15 protein-coding genes are annotated in these 15,046 nt (G+C 67.4%); 11 read left to right on the top strand and 4 right to left on the bottom strand.

From position 1 onward, the window contains the following. The first annotated feature begins 139 nt into the window (after window positions 1-139). The gene (locus B161_RS0110990) at window positions 140-769 is read left to right on the top strand and encodes a tetratricopeptide repeat protein (protein ID WP_018633451.1); all 630 of its coding nucleotides are present in this window, start codon (window positions 140-142) and stop codon (window positions 767-769) included. A gap of 101 nt (window positions 770-870) precedes the next feature. Here B161_RS0110990 and ypfJ read toward each other — a convergent pair whose 3' ends face one another. Next, window positions 871-1,728, bottom strand: a complete 858-nt coding sequence (gene ypfJ / locus B161_RS0110995; RefSeq protein ID WP_018633452.1) for a KPN_02809 family neutral zinc metallopeptidase — start codon at window positions 1,726-1,728, stop codon at window positions 871-873. A gap of 174 nt (window positions 1,729-1,902) precedes the next feature. After that, a complete protein-coding gene (gene recD2, locus B161_RS0111000; RefSeq protein ID WP_018633453.1) occupies window positions 1,903-4,083 on the bottom strand; it encodes an SF1B family DNA helicase RecD2 in 2,181 nt (726 codons plus the stop codon). Between the two features lie 139 nt (window positions 4,084-4,222). Between recD2 and B161_RS19450 the strand changes: the two genes are divergently transcribed. The 4 genes from B161_RS19450 (at window position 4,223) to B161_RS0111020 (ending at window position 6,921) form a co-directional block, all read left to right on the top strand. Next, the gene (locus B161_RS19450; protein WP_018633454.1) at window positions 4,223-5,305 is read left to right on the top strand and encodes a hypothetical protein; all 1,083 of its coding nucleotides are present in this window, start codon (window positions 4,223-4,225) and stop codon (window positions 5,303-5,305) included. An 80-nt stretch (window positions 5,306-5,385) separates the two neighbouring features. Beyond that, window positions 5,386-5,949 carry an RNA polymerase sigma factor gene (locus B161_RS17850; RefSeq protein ID WP_018633455.1) on the top strand — a complete coding sequence of 188 codons (564 nt, stop codon included), beginning with the start codon at window positions 5,386-5,388 and terminating at the stop codon, window positions 5,947-5,949. Window positions 5,950-5,971: 22 nt separating this feature from the next. Further along, on the top strand, window positions 5,972-6,400 hold the full coding sequence (locus B161_RS0111015) for a hypothetical protein (protein WP_018633456.1): 429 nt from the start codon (window positions 5,972-5,974) through the stop codon (window positions 6,398-6,400). Then, window positions 6,397-6,921 (top strand): periplasmic heavy metal sensor, encoded by a 525-nt coding sequence (locus B161_RS0111020; protein ID WP_018633457.1) that lies wholly within the window; start codon window positions 6,397-6,399, stop codon window positions 6,919-6,921. The genes B161_RS0111015 and B161_RS0111020 overlap by 4 nt, the downstream gene beginning before the upstream one ends. Window positions 6,922-6,975: 54 nt before the next feature. Here B161_RS0111020 and B161_RS0111025 read toward each other — a convergent pair whose 3' ends face one another. Beyond that, complete coding sequence (locus B161_RS0111025; protein WP_018633458.1) at window positions 6,976-7,503, bottom strand: YbjN domain-containing protein; 528 nt, start codon at window positions 7,501-7,503, stop codon at window positions 6,976-6,978. Between the two features lie 100 nt (window positions 7,504-7,603). Continuing rightward, window positions 7,604-8,341 (bottom strand): SCO family protein, encoded by a 738-nt coding sequence (locus tag B161_RS17855; RefSeq protein ID WP_018633459.1) that lies wholly within the window; start codon window positions 8,339-8,341, stop codon window positions 7,604-7,606. 203 nt (window positions 8,342-8,544) lie between these two features. On the opposite strand from B161_RS17855, the gene B161_RS0111035 reads away from it, so the two are divergent. From B161_RS0111035 to B161_RS0111060, 6 genes are all read left to right on the top strand, one after another. Beyond that, window positions 8,545-10,419, top strand: coding sequence for an ABC-F family ATP-binding cassette domain-containing protein (locus tag B161_RS0111035; protein ID WP_018633460.1), 1,875 nt, complete (start codon window positions 8,545-8,547; stop codon window positions 10,417-10,419). Between the two features lie 2 nt (window positions 10,420-10,421). Next, window positions 10,422-11,201: an SDR family oxidoreductase gene (locus tag B161_RS0111040; protein ID WP_018633461.1), complete on the top strand. Its 780-nt coding sequence runs from the start codon at window positions 10,422-10,424 to the stop codon at window positions 11,199-11,201. Then, a complete protein-coding gene (locus tag B161_RS17860; protein ID WP_018633462.1) occupies window positions 11,198-11,614 on the top strand; it encodes a dihydroneopterin aldolase in 417 nt (138 codons plus the stop codon). Before B161_RS0111040 ends, B161_RS17860 begins: the two co-directional genes overlap by 4 nt. Window positions 11,615-12,213: 599 nt before the next feature. Beyond that, on the top strand, window positions 12,214-14,178 hold the full coding sequence (gene uvrC / locus B161_RS0111050) for an excinuclease ABC subunit UvrC (RefSeq protein WP_018633463.1): 1,965 nt from the start codon (window positions 12,214-12,216) through the stop codon (window positions 14,176-14,178). Between the two features lies 1 nt (window position 14,179). Next, window positions 14,180-14,782, top strand: coding sequence for a CDP-diacylglycerol--glycerol-3-phosphate 3-phosphatidyltransferase (gene pgsA / locus B161_RS0111055; protein WP_040789924.1), 603 nt, complete (start codon window positions 14,180-14,182; stop codon window positions 14,780-14,782). Then, window positions 14,779-15,033: a MoaD/ThiS family protein gene (locus B161_RS0111060; RefSeq protein ID WP_018633465.1), complete on the top strand. Its 255-nt coding sequence runs from the start codon at window positions 14,779-14,781 to the stop codon at window positions 15,031-15,033. The genes pgsA and B161_RS0111060 overlap by 4 nt, the downstream gene beginning before the upstream one ends. The last annotated feature ends 13 nt before the right edge of the window (window positions 15,034-15,046 follow it).

A 15,046-nucleotide genomic window follows, 5' to 3' on the forward strand; every position in this document is an offset into this window, starting at 1 on the left:
CGGGCTCTGAGGCGGCGGTTAGGATAGCTGCAAGGCCAAGGCGCCGCCATGACGAATTCGAAGGGGAAAGGCCATGCACGCAAGGCTTCTACGCGCGCGGCGCGGGCTTGGAAAGGGCGCCCTCGGGGCAGGGGCGGCCTTGGTTCTGTTTCTGGCGGCGGGCTTCTCCGCCCAAGCGCAGGATCTGGAGCTGGAGGGCGTGGAGCCCTTCGCCATTCCCGAGATGGAGGGCGCCGCCGCCGAAGCGCCGCCGCCCGCCGCCGAGGACGCGGCGCCTCAGACCCGCGCGGAGCGTCTGGACGCGCTTTTCGCCCAATTGCTCGATCCGGCCATGACGGAGGCCGCCGCCACGCGGGTTCAGGCTCAGATCGGGCGGCTTTGGTCGGAATCGGGGTCGGACACGCTGGATCTGCTGCTTCTGCGCGGCAAAAGGGCCGTGCGGGCGGGCGAGCTGGACAAGGCCAAGGCGCATTTCTCGCGGCTGATCGCCTTCGCGCCGGAATTCCCCGAGGGCTGGAGCTCGCGCGCCGCCGCCGCCTACGCCGACGGAGATTTCGGCCGGGCTCTGGCCGACGTGGGGCGGGCGGTGGAGCTGGAGCCGCGTCATTTCGCAGCCTGGTCGGGCCTTGGGGCGATTCTGGAGAAGATGGATCGTCCGCAGGAGGCTTTGACGGCTTTCCGCAAAGCTCTGGAGATCAATCCCTTCAGCCAGACGGCGCGGGACGGCGTCAAGCGTCTAGAGCGGGAGGTCGACGGGCGGGACGCCTGAGGATCGGCGCGAATTTCATCGGATAAGCTTCTGAAGTCAAATGGCCCGCCTCTTTCCCGGAGGCGGGCCATGAAGTTTTCCGCATCCTCTCGCGGCGCGGCTCAGAGGTCGTTGTAATCCGGGGAGAAGGTGTCGGATTGGCGGATGTCGCCGCCGCGCAGGCCGATGGTCAGCCAGCGCTGACGCTGCTCCGAGGTGCCATGGGTGAAGCTCTCGGGGCGCACGCGCCCGGAGCGGCTTTGCAGGGCGTCGTCGCCGATCTTCGCGGCGGCGTTCAGCGCCTCCGAGAGATCCTGCGAGGTCAGGCTGCCGAATTTCTCATGCGCCCGATTGGCCCAGACGCCCGCATAGCAATCGGCTTGAAGCTCAAGCCGCACGGTGGCTTGATTGGTCTGGAGGCGGTTGCCCGCGCTGCGGACCTGATCCACGCGCCGCACGGCGCCGGTCAGGTTCTGAACGTGATGCGCCACCTCATGAGCCACCACATAGGCCTGAGCGAATTGTCCGCCCGCGCCGAGCTGACGCTCCAGCGTGCGGAAGAAGTCGAGGTCGAGATAGACCTTGCGGTCGGCGGGGCAATAGAAGGGGCCGCTGGAGGCCTCCGCCGCGCCGCAGCCCGAGGTGGTTTCGCCGGAGAAGAGCACCAGAGTCGGCTTGATGTAAGCGGCGCCGAGATCCTCGCGGAAGATCTCGGTCCAGACCTCTTCGGTGTCGGCGAGGGTCACGGAGATGAATTGCGCCGCCGAATCATTGGGGTCCACCTGACCGGGCGCGACCTGCTGCTGGCTCGGCGCGCCGGGCTGGCCGACGCCGACCATCCGCAGCAGAGGCACCGCGTCGGGGAAGAAGAGGGAGGCGAGGAAAAGCACGATGGCTCCGAGGCCGAGGCCTCCGCCGGCCGCCTTCAGCCCGCGCCGATCTTCGATATTGCCGCTGCCGCGGCGCCCTTGCCATTTCATGCTTTCGTCTCTGTCAGAATCTCAGGGGCCGACATTCCGCGCCGAGGATGGCGCAAAATGGCGCAGTCTCCAAAATGCAGGGGATGACGCGAAAAGGCAATCGCCGCGAACCGTCTCCGGGCGGGATTCCTTCCGCGAACCTCGTTCTCTGGCCGCGAACCCCCTTCCTCGGCTTCAGCCTTCCGGCGAACCCAGCCATTCGGTCAAGCGCGACCAGCGCCGCGTTCCTTCGGTCTGGCGCACGGCCGTCTCGACGGCGCGGGCCTGACCGATGATCGCCGCGAGCCTCCGGCCGCGGGTCACGGCGGTGTAGAGCAGGTTCCGCCGCAGCATCACGTAATGCTGGTTCGCGAGGACCACCAGCACGGCGGGATATTCCGAGCCTTGGGATTTATGGATCGTCACGGCGTAGGCGAGGGCGAGCTTCTCCAGAGCTTCGAAGCCGAGCTCCACGCGCCGTCCGTCGAAGCGGATGCGGAGGCTCTCCGCTTCCGGGTCGATCTCTTCGATGAAGCCGAGATCGCCGTTATAGACCTCGCGCTCATGGTCGTTTTCGGTCTGCATCACGCGGTCGCCGACCCCGAAGACGGTTCCGAAGCGCTCGACCTTGGCCGGAGGATTGGGGTTCAGAGCCGCCTGAAGCGCCAGATTCAGCGATTTCGCCCCGAGGCTCCCCCGGTTCATCGGGGTGAGGATCTGAATCTCGCGCAGAGGATCGAAGCCGAAGCGGCGGGGGATATGGTCGCGCGTCACCTCGACCACCCGCTGGACGGCGGTTTCCGGATCTTCGGCGGGGATGAAGTAGAAATCGGAATCGCCTTCGGGCCGCGTCAGATCGGGGACTTCGCCGCGGTTGATGGCGTGGGCGGCCCGCACGATCTTGCTCTCGGCCGCCTGACGGAACACCTCCGTGAGGCGGGCGGTCGGCAGAGCCTCGCTGCGGATCATGTCGGCGAAGGGCTGGCCGGGCCCGACGGGCGGCAGCTGATCCGCGTCGCCGACGAAGAGCACGGCGGCCTCCGGGGGCGTCGCCTTGAGCAGCGCGTGCATCAGCGGCGCGTCGATCATCGAGCTTTCATCGACCACGAGCAGATCGCATTCGATGGGGTTGTCGGCGTCGCGCTGGAAGCCGCCGCCGACGCCGGTGGTCTCCAGCAGGCGATGAATGGTGGTGGCGGTCAGGCCGGTGGTCTCGCTCAGACGCTTGGAGGCGCGGCCCGTCGGGGCGCAGAGCTTCAGCGTCAGACCATGGGGCTCCAGCATGCGCAGGAGCGCGTTGGTGAGGGTCGTCTTGCCGACGCCCGGCCCGCCGGTCAGCAGCATGACCTTCGAGGAGAGCGCCAGCCGCAAGGCGGCCAATTGGCTGGCCTCCAGCTTCATGCCGCTGCGGGCGGCGGCCTCTTCGGGCGAGAGGGCGAGGCCGCGCGCGGACCAGGGCGGCGCGCCTGCGGCCAGATCCCTCAGCCTTCGGGAGATCCCCCTCTCCGTGGCGTAGAGCCAGGGCTGGAAGAGGCAGGGCTCTTCTCCGATCCGGTCGAGGATCACGCGCTTCTCGGCGATCTCCTGCGCGGCGATTTCTTCGATCTTCGTCTGATCCACGCCGAGGAGATGGGCGGCGCGTTCGGTCGCTTCGGCGCGGGGGAGGGCGCAATGCCCGTCGCCGAGGGCCTCCTCCAGCACGCGCCAGAGTCCGGCCCCGATCCTCTGCGGCGAATCGGGCGCGACGCCGAGCTTCTGAGCCAGAGCGTCGGCGCTGGCGAAGCCGATTCCCTTGATCTCCCGCGCCAGAGCATAGGGGTCGGCCCGCACCCGCGCCGGAGTCGCGGCGCCCCAAGCCTTATAGATCGCGGCGGCCTGCGCCGGGCCGAGCCCGTGGCCTTGCAGAAAGACCATGGCTTCGCGGGCGGATTTCTGCTCGCCCCAAACTTCGGCGATGGCCTTGGCCTTGGCGGAGGTGATCCCCGCCACGCGGCTGAGCCGGGCGGGCGCGCGCTCGATGACGTCGAAGACCTCTTCGCCGAAGGCGAGGACCAGCTTGCGCGCCGTGGCTCTGCCGACGCCGGGAAAAGCCCCCGAGCCGAGGAAGGCTTCGATTCCGGCGGCGCCCTCGGGCGCCGCGGCCTTGATCTCGCGGGCTTGGAACTGAGGCCCGTGATTGGGATCGTTGCGCCAGACGCCGGTCGCCTCGATGGTCTCGCCCGCGGTCACGGCGCCGATCCGCCCGACCACCGCGACCGACTCGCGCCGCCCGACGGGCCGGACGCGCAGCACGGCGAAGCCGGTGTCCGGCGCGTGGAAGATCACGCGTTCGACGGGGCCGCTCAGGGTTTCTTCGAGGCCGAGGCCGCTTTCCATCCGCGTCTCCAAAACAGGAAGTCGGATTTTATGAAAATCGCGCGACGGATGCGCTCCGCTCCTGCGTAACAAAAACGCCGACCGGGGAAAACCCGGCGGCGTTGAAAGTCGTGTTGGATAAATCGAGAAAGAACATCAAATGCAGGTCTCGCGCAAGCTCTTTATCGCTCTGGCCGCCGCGCCTCTGGCTCTGGCCTCCGCTTCCGTCTTCGCTCAGCCGGCCCCCGGCCCGGGTGGCGGCGTCGGCGGTGGAGGATCGATCCCCGTCATCGCTCAGGCCGAGCGCCTCTTCGGAGAGATCGACAAGGAAGGCGCCGGAAAAATCACCCGCGAGCAGGCTCAGGCCGCCGCGGCCGCCCGCTTCGCCGAACTCGACAAGGACGGCGACGGGAAGATCTCCCGCGCGGATCGTCAGGCCTGGATGGCCGAAGCCCCCGCCCGCCGCTTCGCCGCTCTGGACAAGGACGGCGACGGCAAGCTCTCCGCCGAGGAATTGGGTGCCGCTCAGCTCGCCCGCCTCGATAAGGACGGCGACGGCGCCCTCTCCGCCGAGGAATTGGCGGCGGCGCGTCCGGCCTTCGGTCCGCGCGGCCCCGAGGGCCGGATGGGGCCTCGCGGCGAGCGCGGTCCTGAAGCGCGCGGAGAGGGGCGCGGAGATCGCGCTCCGGGCGCCCATCGTGGAGACGACCGCCGCGCCGAGCGCCGCGGCCCCGAATCCCGTGAGGATCGCGGCCCCGGCCCTCGCTTCCACGGCCATGAGGGCCGCGGCGGCCCCGATCTCCGCAGCGGCGACCGCGACCACGGCCCCCGCTTCCACGGCGAAGGCCATGAGCGTCGCTGGGGCGGCGAAGGCCGCGGCCCCCGCGCCGATCATCGCGGCCCCGGTCCGCGCTTTCAGGATCAGGAAGGCCGCGGCGGTCCCGATCTCCGCAGCGGCGAGCGCGGCCCGCGTCCGGAAGGCCGTTTCGGCGAAGGCCGTCGCGGCGAGGGGCCTCAGGGCTTCCGTCCCGGCTTCGAGCGCGAGGTGACGCTGGAGGCCTTCGCGCAGCCTTACGAGCGGCTCTTCACGCTGCTTGACATCAACGGCGACGGCGTGGTCGAGAAGGCCGAACTCGATACGGCGAAGCAGATCGTCGAGCGGCTGCGCGAAGCGCGCCGTCCGGCCCGTCCCGAGGCTCCGGCCGCCGAAACGGCGCCTGAGGCCCCGGCGACCGATCTCTGAGGCCTGAGCGAGGACCGGCCGCGCGCCGCAGAAGCGCGCGGCCTTTCTGAAAAGAGCGGGCCTGAAGGACGGGAGCGGGCATGGGGCTGGAGGAGGCGGACGACGATCGGCTGATGGCTCTGTTCGCGCAAGGCGACCAGACCGCCGCCCGCCTTCTGACCGGCCGGCATGCGTCGCGCGTGCTGCGGCTCGCCCGGCGCATGCTCAACGACGAGGCCGAGGCCGAGGACGTCGCGCAAGAGGCGATGCTGCGGCTCTGGCGTCTGGCGCCGGACTGGCGGCCCGGAGAGACCAAGGTCTCGACATGGCTGCATCGCGTGGCGACGAATCTTTGCTACGACCGGCTGCGCCGCCGCCGCGACCAGCCGCTGGACGACGAGGCCGCCGCCGAGATCCCCGACCCGGATCTCTCGGCCTTCGACCGGATCGACCAGGCCGAAAGAGCGGCCATGACCCGCGCCGCCATCGGCGAATTGCCCGAACGCCAAAGGGCGGCCCTCACGCTGCGGCATTTCGCCGAGGTCGGCAACGAGGAGGCCGCCGCCGCTCTGGGCGTGAGCGTGGAGGCGATGGAATCCTTGCTGGCGCGGGCGCGCCGGGGGCTCAAAGCGAGCCTCGCCGCCCGCCTCGGCGGATGGAGATGACACGTGAAGGAGGAGGCCTGACATGTCTGGAACGGACAAGACCCTTTTCGCCTCCGGGAGCGACGCGGCGCTTGAAGCGCTGCTCAGCGAGACTCGGAAGCGCGAGCCGGAGATCTCGGAGGCTTTGACGGCCCGCATCCTCGCCGACGCCGCTCAGGCTTCGGCGGAGATCGCGGCGGCGCGCGCCGTCCGGCCCGTCAAAGCCGGACAGGCGCCGCGCCGCGCCTTTGGGGCGGGCTTCGCCGACTGGCTGCGGGCGCTCGGCGGATTTCCGGCGGCGGCGGCCTTCTGCGCGGCCTTGGGCCTCGGCGCGGCGACGGGCGCGGCCGCGCCGAGCTGGACCGGGACGACGACGCAAAGCGACGGCCTCGCCTCTCTGGAGGAGAGCCCGCTGCTGATCTCTCAAGCCATCGACCTTCTCGCCGCCGACGACCCCATGGAGGGATCATGAGCTCGACCGCCCCCGCAGGCGCCAGAGGCGACCGTCTGCGCAAGCCTCTGATCGCTTCGCTGATTCTGAATCTGTTTCTGATCGGCGCGGCGGGCGGCTGGATTCTGAGCCATCATCGCGGCCCGCCGCCCGCTCAGGACGGCGGCGGCGAGATCGGCCATTGGCTGCGCAATCTGCCGGAGAGCCGTCGCGAGGAGGTCAAGGCGATGTTCGACGCCTCGCGCGAGGCCCGTCGCGAAAGACGCGCCGAAATCCACGCCGCCCGCGACGCCGCGATTCTCGCGCTGGAGGCGCGGCCCTTCCTGCCCGCCGCGCTGGAGGAGGCCTTGCGGCTCATCCGCGAGCAGGGCGAGGCTCTGACCAGCGACGCCCACCGGGATTTGATGGCCGTGGTCGGGCGGATGACGGATGCGGAGCGCGCGGCCTACGCCGAGCAATTGCGCCGTCCGCCGCCGATGCGGGGCGGTCAGACGCCGCCGCCTCCGCGGCCTGAGGGCGGCGGACGCCCGCCCGCGCCCTGAGCGCCCGAAGCCTCGCGGGCGCGCCTCGCCCGAGGCGCGCCCAAGGTTTGAAGATCAGATCTTCAGAGTCAGGACGCTTTCAAGAATGATCTGCGTCTCGAAGGAGCGCATGCAGTCCGCCCATTGCTGAAACTGCGTTTCGAGATTGCGCGGCGAGACGCCCCCGGTCAGGGTCACATGCATGGTCACCATCGCGCTGGATTCGAAAACCGACGCCTTGCAGGATCGTGAAAAGGCGTTCCAGACGGCGAGCGCCTCCGCGTCGGGCGTCATCTCCCGCCGCCCGCCCCAGAGGGCGCGGAACTGAAGGCCGCCGCAGGGGCCTGCGAAGCAATCCGTGAAGTTGGCGGCGTAGACGAAGCCGCTCATCCGCCCGTTCAGGGTGGGGGCGCCGATGAGGCTCGGTCCGCGTTCGGCGAATCCGAATTGCCGCGCGATCTCAAGGACGGCGCCGACGTCGGCCCCGTCGATGAGGCGGGGGGCGGGGTCGGCCCGGACCGGGAGCGCGGCCGCGCCGAGGCCGAGGGCGGCGGCGCAGAGCCCAAGGGCGCGCGCGCGCGGGCGGCGAGATGGAGGCTTCATGGATTCGGCTCCTTCCGGGGGGTGACGCCTCCTTTTGTTTAGGGCGTTTTAAAACGAGTGCAACCGCATAATTTCTCCTATGGATGCGCCTGAGTCGGCGTCATGTCTTGCCCGATTGGCACATGACGCCTTCGGCGATCTCTTGTCCGGTCGCGCCGTTGCGGAAGAAGCTGCGGAAGCGGCCCTGCGCGTCGACGAAATAGGTGAATCCGGTGTGGTCCATGGTGTAGCCGTCGGCGAAATCCGGATCGGGGCGCTTGCTGTAATAGACCTTATAGGCTTGCGCGGCGGCGTCCATCTCCTGAAGATCCCCGGTCAGACCGATCATGCGCGGATGGAAATGCTGCGTATAGGCGGCCATCACCGGGATGGTGTCGCGTTCGGGATCGACGGTGATGAAGACCGGCGTGACCTTTTGGCCCGCCGCCTCCAGAATTTCGGTCGCCTCGCTCATGCGGTCCAGCCCGACGGGGCAGATGTCCGGGCAGAAGGTGAAGCCGAAATAGATCAGCAAAGGCTCGCCGAGCAGGCTCTTGTCCGTGACGCGCGCGCCGGTCTGGTCGAGAAGCGAGAAGGGGCCGCCGATGACCGCCCCGGTCGCGTCTCCGAGGCATCTTCCGCCCGAGGCGGCCCCCGCGCCGCCTCCTTCGCCGCCCGCGCCGAAGATCCGACGATAAAAGCCGCCGAATCCCGAACGGATCGAACTCCAGACGGAGCCTCCGCCGCCGCCGAGCGTTTGCCCCGCCGGAATGAAGCTTCCGCGTCCGCTGGTCGTCCAGGCCAGAGCCGCCACGCCGATCAGCAGCAGAAGCAGCAGGAGAAAACGACGGCGGAACATGGCGGACTCCTTAAGACGAGCGCGATCCGATGAGGCTGAAACGGTGTTTCGTCCCGTTTCGGGAGCAAGAAGTCTTTATAACCTCTCGGCGCGCGAAGGCCAGAGCCGCGCCGAACATGAAGGCGCGACTCGCGGAGGCTTGAAGCGGGGGGCTTCCGGGCTTATCCAAGCAGGCTTTCCGCCCTCGGCTTCCGGATGCTCCGATGATCTCGATTCGCAACCTCACCTATCGCATCGAGGGCCGCCCTCTCTTCGAGGAGGCGACGGCCGTCGCGCCTGAAGGGCACCGCATCGGCTTCGTGGGGCGCAACGGCGCGGGCAAGACCACGCTGTTCAAACTGCTGCGGGGCGAAATCTCGCCCGACGACGGAGACATCCGGCTTCCGGCGGGCTGGCGCGTGGGCTCGGTGGCTCAGGAGGCCCCCGCCGACGACCGCAGTCTGATCGACATCGTTCTGGCCGCCGATCTGGAGCGCGCCGCTCTGCTCGCCGAGGCCGAAACCGCCGAGCCTCTCCGCCGCGCCGAGATCGAAACCCGGCTCGCGGATATGGGCGCCCATGCGGCGCCGGCGCGGGCGGCCTCGATTCTGCACGGCCTCGGCTTCGACGCCGAAGCCCAGCAGCGGGCCTCGAAGGAGTTTTCGGGCGGCTGGCGCATGCGGGTGGCTCTGGCGGCGCTGCTCTTCTCCGAGCCGGATCTTTTGCTCCTCGACGAGCCGACCAACCATCTCGATCTTGAGGGCGTGGTCTGGCTGGAGAATTACCTCGCGCGCTATCCCAAGACCTTCATCGTCATCTCCCATGACCGCCAGTTGCTCAACCGGGCCGTCAACGCGATCTGGCATCTGCATGATAAGAAGCTCACGGCCTACACGGGCGGCTATGACGATTTCGACGCCCAACGCCGCGCCCGCCTTGAGCAGCAGCAGGCTCTGAAGCGCAAACAGGATCTTCAGCGCGCCCATCTGCAAAGCTTCGTGGACCGCTTCCGCGCCAAGGCGAGCAAGGCGCGCCAAGCGCAAAGCCGCGTCAAGATGCTGGAGAAGCTCCGGCCCATCGCCGTGGAGCAGGTGGGCGGCGTGGCCGATTTCCATTTCCCCACCCCTGAGGAGCTTCCGCCGCCGCTGCTGGCGGTGCGGGGCGGCGCGGTGGGCTATGACGGCAAGGCGGTGCTGCGGGGCCTCGATTTCCGCATCGATCAGGACGACCGCATCGCATTGCTCGGCGCCAACGGACAGGGCAAATCCACGCTCTCCAAACTGATCGCCGGACGTCTGCCCCTCATGGAGGGCGAGGCCACCTTCGCCCGCAAGCTCAAGGTGGGCTATTTCGCCCAGCATCAGGTCGAAGAGCTGGTGCTGAGCGAAACGCCTTATCAGCATCTTCTGCGCCGCCGCCCGACGGAGCTTCCGGCGCAATTGCGCGGACGTCTCGGCGGAGCGGGCTTCGGCGGCGAACTCGCCGAAACCCCCGTCGAGCGGCTTTCAGGCGGACAAAAGGCGCGTCTGCTGATGTTCCTCGCCGCGCTGGAGGCGCCGCATCTGCTGATCCTCGACGAGCCGACCAACCATCTCGACATCGAAAGCCGCGAGGCTCTGACCTTCGCTTTGAATGATTACGGCGGGGCGGTGATCCTCGTGAGCCATGATCCGCATCTGGTCGAGACCGTGGCGGATCGGCTCTGGCTGGTCGGAGACGGCGGCGTGAAGCCCTTCGAGGGCGATATGGAGGATTATAAGCGCCTTCTGCTCTCCGAGCGGGGCGGGGCGGGCGGCGAGGCGGAGAAATCCGAATCCGCCCGCGTGACGGCGCGGCGCAGCGCGGCGGAGCTGCGCAAGGCTCTGGCGCCTCTGCGCGCCGAGGTCGCCGCCAATGAAACCCGCGTGACCAAGCTGGAGGAGATGCGCGACCGCATCGACGAGCGCCTCGCCGATCCCACGCTTTACGACTCCGCCGACGGCGCCAAGATCGCGGAGCTGCAGCGCAAACGCGCCGAGATCCTCGATGGGCTGGAGCGCGCCGAAGAGCTGTGGATGGAGGCCTCCAGCCGCCTTGAAACCCTTGAGAAAGAAGGCTGAAGATGAAACCCGGCGCGGCTCTGGTGACCGGCGCGGCCAAAAGGCTCGGGCAGGCCATGGCTCTGGATCTGGCGGCGCAGGGCTGGGACGTGGCCGTGCATCATCACGGCTCCGATCCGGCGGAGACCCTCGCCGGGATCCGCGCCGGAGGCCGCAAGGCCGTGGGGCTGCAAGCCGATCTTCTGAAAGAGGATGAAGTCTCGCCGCTGGTGGAGACGGCGGCGGCGGCTCTGGGGCGCCCTCTGACGCTGCTGGTCAACAACGCCTCGATCTTCGAATTCGACACCCTCGCCAGCAACACGCGCGAAATCTGGGATCGCCATTTCGAATCCAATCTCCGCGCGCCCTATGTGCTGACGCAAGCCTTCGCGGCTCAGGCCCCTGAGGCCGAAATCCATGACGGCGAGCCTCTGGCGCGGGCTCTGGTGGTGAACATGGTCGATCAGCGGGTCTGGAGCCTCACGCCCATGTTCAGCAGCTATACTCTGGCCAAGGCGGCGCTCTGGGCCTTCACCCAGACGGCGGCGCAGGGACTGGCGCCGCGGATCCGCGTCAACGCCATCGGCCCCGGCCCGACCCTCGCCAACGACCGCCAGACGCCGGAGCATTTCGCCCGTCAGCGCGCGGGGCTGATTCTGGAGCGCGGCGCGGATCCCCATGATATTTGCGCCGCCCTGCGCTATCTGATCTCGGCCCGCGCCGTGACGGGCCAGATGATCGCGGTGGACGGCGGCCAGCATCTCGGCTGGCGCACGCCGGACGTCGTCGGAGGACGCGAATGACCGAAGTTCAGAACGAATACACCCGGATCCTCATCCGCGATCTTCAGATCAGCGCCTCCATCGGGGTCTATCATCATGAGAAGCTGGCCTTTCAGCCGATCCTCGTGAACATCGAATTGACCCTCGGGCCGGATCTTCAGGCGCGGCCCGCGGTCTTCGTTCCGGCGAAGATGCGCAAGCAGGATCGCGAATACGCCGACGTGGTTTGCTACGCCTCGGTCTGCGAACAGGTGGAGCGCCTCGCGCGCGACCGGCATACGGAGCTTGTCGAAACCCTCGTCGAAGCCATCGCGGAGCTGTGCCTCTCGGACGGACGCGTGGAGGCCGTGCGCGTGAGGGTGGAGAAGACCGCCGCCGTGCCTCGGGCGCGGGCCGTCGGGGCGGAGATTTTGCGTCGCCGGAAGCGGGTTTGATTCGCGTTTCCTGCGGGACCGGATGCGGAGTTATCCACATATTTTCGCCGCCCTGCGGCGGAAAGCCCTGATTTCAACGGAATTTCCGAAGATCTAAGATTCACGCTCTTTCTCAAGATATTGAATTTGAATATATAAATATCTTTAGAATAGGGGCTGTGAATTTTCTGCGACGCTTTTCTTCATGACATGGGGTTGACAATTTCGTTTACGAGTATGAACGCGCGTTAAGGATGGAGACGGCGCGATTTCTTCGCCTCCGGCGTGAAATTCCATGATTTATCAGCAGATTGCCGAATTTGCCTGTTTTTTGGCCGATCCGCTCCGATCCTTGCGATTACAGGCCCTTGCAGGAATCTTCAGAGGGTTTTCCTCAGACTTATCCACAGGGTCTGGGGATGGTTTGCAAGCCCCGGAAAGGCTTTGGAAAGGCTTGCGGAGGCGCGCATGATTCGGGAGATCCCAGCAGGCCGATCCTCCGGGTTTTCGCGTCGAAAAAGGGAGCTTTCGGCGCGCTTCGGGGCTTGAAGCTTGCGCCCCGAAGAGCGAACTTTAGGGAAACGCTCTTCCTCCCCGCCGCCTCGCTCAGGAGATCCGCCATGCGCGGCCCCCGCAAGCCTCTCGCCGCCGAGCCTCTTCCCGATCCGGATCGGGAGGCCCCGCCTCTGACTCTGGAGGAGGAGGGCGGCGCGCCTCTGGCGCCCGAAGGCGAGGAGCCGGTGGAGGTCGGGCCGGAGGTCATCCGGCGTCTCTGGCGGACTCTGCCGGAATCGCCGGGCGTCTATCGGATGTTCGACGCGGCGGGGAATCTGCTCTACGTCGGCAAGGCGCGGAGTCTGCGGGCGCGGGTCTCGGCCTATACGAGCCTGACGGGCCATGTGCTGCGCATTCAGCGGATGATCGCCGCCACGGCGAGCATGATCTTCGTGGTCACCCGCACCGAGACGGAAGCGCTCTTGCTTGAGGCGAACCTCATCAAGCAGCTGAAGCCGCGCTATAACGTGCTGCTGCGCGACGATAAGTCCTTCCCCTATATCCTCATCGCCGAGGAGACCGCCGCGCCGCGTCTGACGCGCTGGCGGGGGGCGCGCAGCGTCAAGGGGCGCTATTTCGGGCCTTTCGCCTCGGGACAAGCGGTGTCTCAGACCATCGCCCAACTTCAGAAGGCTTTTCTTCTGCGCACCTGCGCCGATTCCGTCTACGCCAACCGCTCGCGGCCCTGCCTGCTGCATCAGATCAAGCGCTGTTCGGCGCCCTGCGTGGATCTGGTCGCGCCGGAGGCCTACGCCGAACTCGTTTCCGAGGCGGCGGATTTCCTCGACGGGCGTTCGACCAAGATTCAGGAGCGCCTCGCGGAGGAGATGTCCGAAGCGGCGGCGGCGATGGAATATGAGCGCGCGGCGGCTCTGCGCGACCGCATCCGGGCGCTTTCGGCGGTTCAGGCGCGTCAGGACGTGAACGTCGAGGTCGTCAGCGAGGCCGACGTCTTCGCCCTGCATCTGGAGGGCGGACAGGCCTGCGTTCAGGTGTTTTTCTATCGCGGCGGCCAGAACTGGGGCAATCGGGCCTATTTCCCGCGTCTGCCGCCCGAGGCCGACGAAGAGGCCATCCTTGATGCGGTGATCGGGCAATTCTACGCGACCCGTCCGGCGCCGCGCCTTTTGCTGGTCAGCCATAAGCTGGAGAAATCCGCGCTGATGGAGGCCGCCCTCACCGAGGCCGCCGGGCGCAAGGTGGAGATTCAACTCCCTCAGCGCGGCGATAAGAAGGTTTTGGTCGAGCAAGCCCTGCGCAATGCGCGGGAATCCTTAGCGCGGCGTCTGGCGGATTCGGCGGCTCAGGGGCGTTTGCTGATCCGTCTGGGCGAGGCTCTGGAGCTTGAAGCTCCGCCCTCCCGCATCGACGTCTATGACAACTCGCATATCATGGGCCGCGACGCCGTGGGCGCCATGGTGGTCATGGGGCCGGAGGGCTGGCTCAAAAACGAATATCGCAAATTCAACATCAAGGGAGAGGACCTGACTCCCGGCGATGATTTCGGCATGATGAAGGAGGTTCTCCGCCGCCGCTTCGAGCGGCTTCAGCGCGAAGACCCTGACCGCACCAAGGGCCTTTGGCCGGATCTGACCATCATCGACGGCGGCGCGGGGCAGCTCTCGGCGGCTGAGGCGATCCTCGCGGAGATGGGCGTGGAGGATCTGGAGTTGCTCGCCATCGCCAAGGGCCAAGACCGCGACGCGGGCAAAGAGATGCTGCATCGTCCCGGCCGTTCGGCTTTCGCGCTTCCGCATCGCGATCCGACGCTGTATTTCTTGCAGCGCCTGCGCGACGAAGCGCATCGTTTCGCCATCGGCGCCCATCGGGCGCGTCGCGCGAAGACGGCGGCGGTCAATCCCCTCGACGAGATCGAGGGAGTCGGCCCGACCCGCAAACGGGCGATTCTGGCGCATTTCGGCTCGGCCAAGGCCGCCGCCGAGGCGGATCTGGCGGAGCTGGCGCGCGCGCCCGGAGTCTCTGAGGCTCTGGCGCGGCGCATCTATGAGCATTTTCACGGCGAGGGCTGACGTGATCTGGACGATCCCCAATATTCTGACCATCGGTCGTCTGATCGCGACGCCCTTCGTGGTTCTGGCCTATGGCATGACCGACCGCCCCACTGCGGACTGGATCGCGCTGACGATCTTCGCCATCGGCGGAATCACCGATTTCGTGGACGGCTATCTGGCGCGCAAACTCAACCAGTTCAGCGAATTCGGCAAAATGCTGGATCCCATCGCCGATAAGGCCATGGTGACCTGCGCCTTGTTCGCGCTGGCCTTCAGCTATGGGCCTTATCTGAGCTTCCTCATCCCGGCCTCGCTGATTCTGCTGCGCGAGACGCTCATCGCGGGTCTGCGCGAATATACGGCGGACAAGCCCGTCAGCCTCGCGGTGACGAAGCTCGCCAAATGGAAGACCACCGCGCAGATGTCGGCGATCTCGGTGATGCTCTTCCACGCGGCTTGGGTCGGCCCGCAGATGAGCAAGCCGGATTATTTCAGCCCCTTCATGGTCTTCGCTCTGGGACTGCTCTGGGTGGCGGCGGCTCTGACGGTGATCACGGGCTGGGATTATCTGCGCAAGGCGGCGCTCTGGATGATGGCTCAGGAGAAGGGAAAGCGGCTGTGAAGGTGCTGTATTTCGCCTGGCTGCGCGAGCGGATCGGGCGGGGCGAGGAGAAGCTTTCGCCCCCGGCGGAGGCTTTGGAAAGCTCCGCCGCCTTCGTGGCTTGGCTGAAGACTCTGGACGCGCGCTATGAGCTGGCCTTCGCCGATCTTTCGGCTTTGCGGGTGGCGGCGGATCAGGAGATGGTCGCATGGGACGCGCCTCTGACGGACGTGCGCGAACTCGCCTTCTTCCCGCCCATGACGGGGGGGTGAGTTTCGGGCGGAT

It is taken from the genome of Neomegalonema perideroedes DSM 15528, assembly GCF_000374145.1.
Taxonomy (GTDB): Bacteria; Pseudomonadota; Alphaproteobacteria; order Rhodobacterales; family Rhodobacteraceae; genus Neomegalonema; species Neomegalonema perideroedes.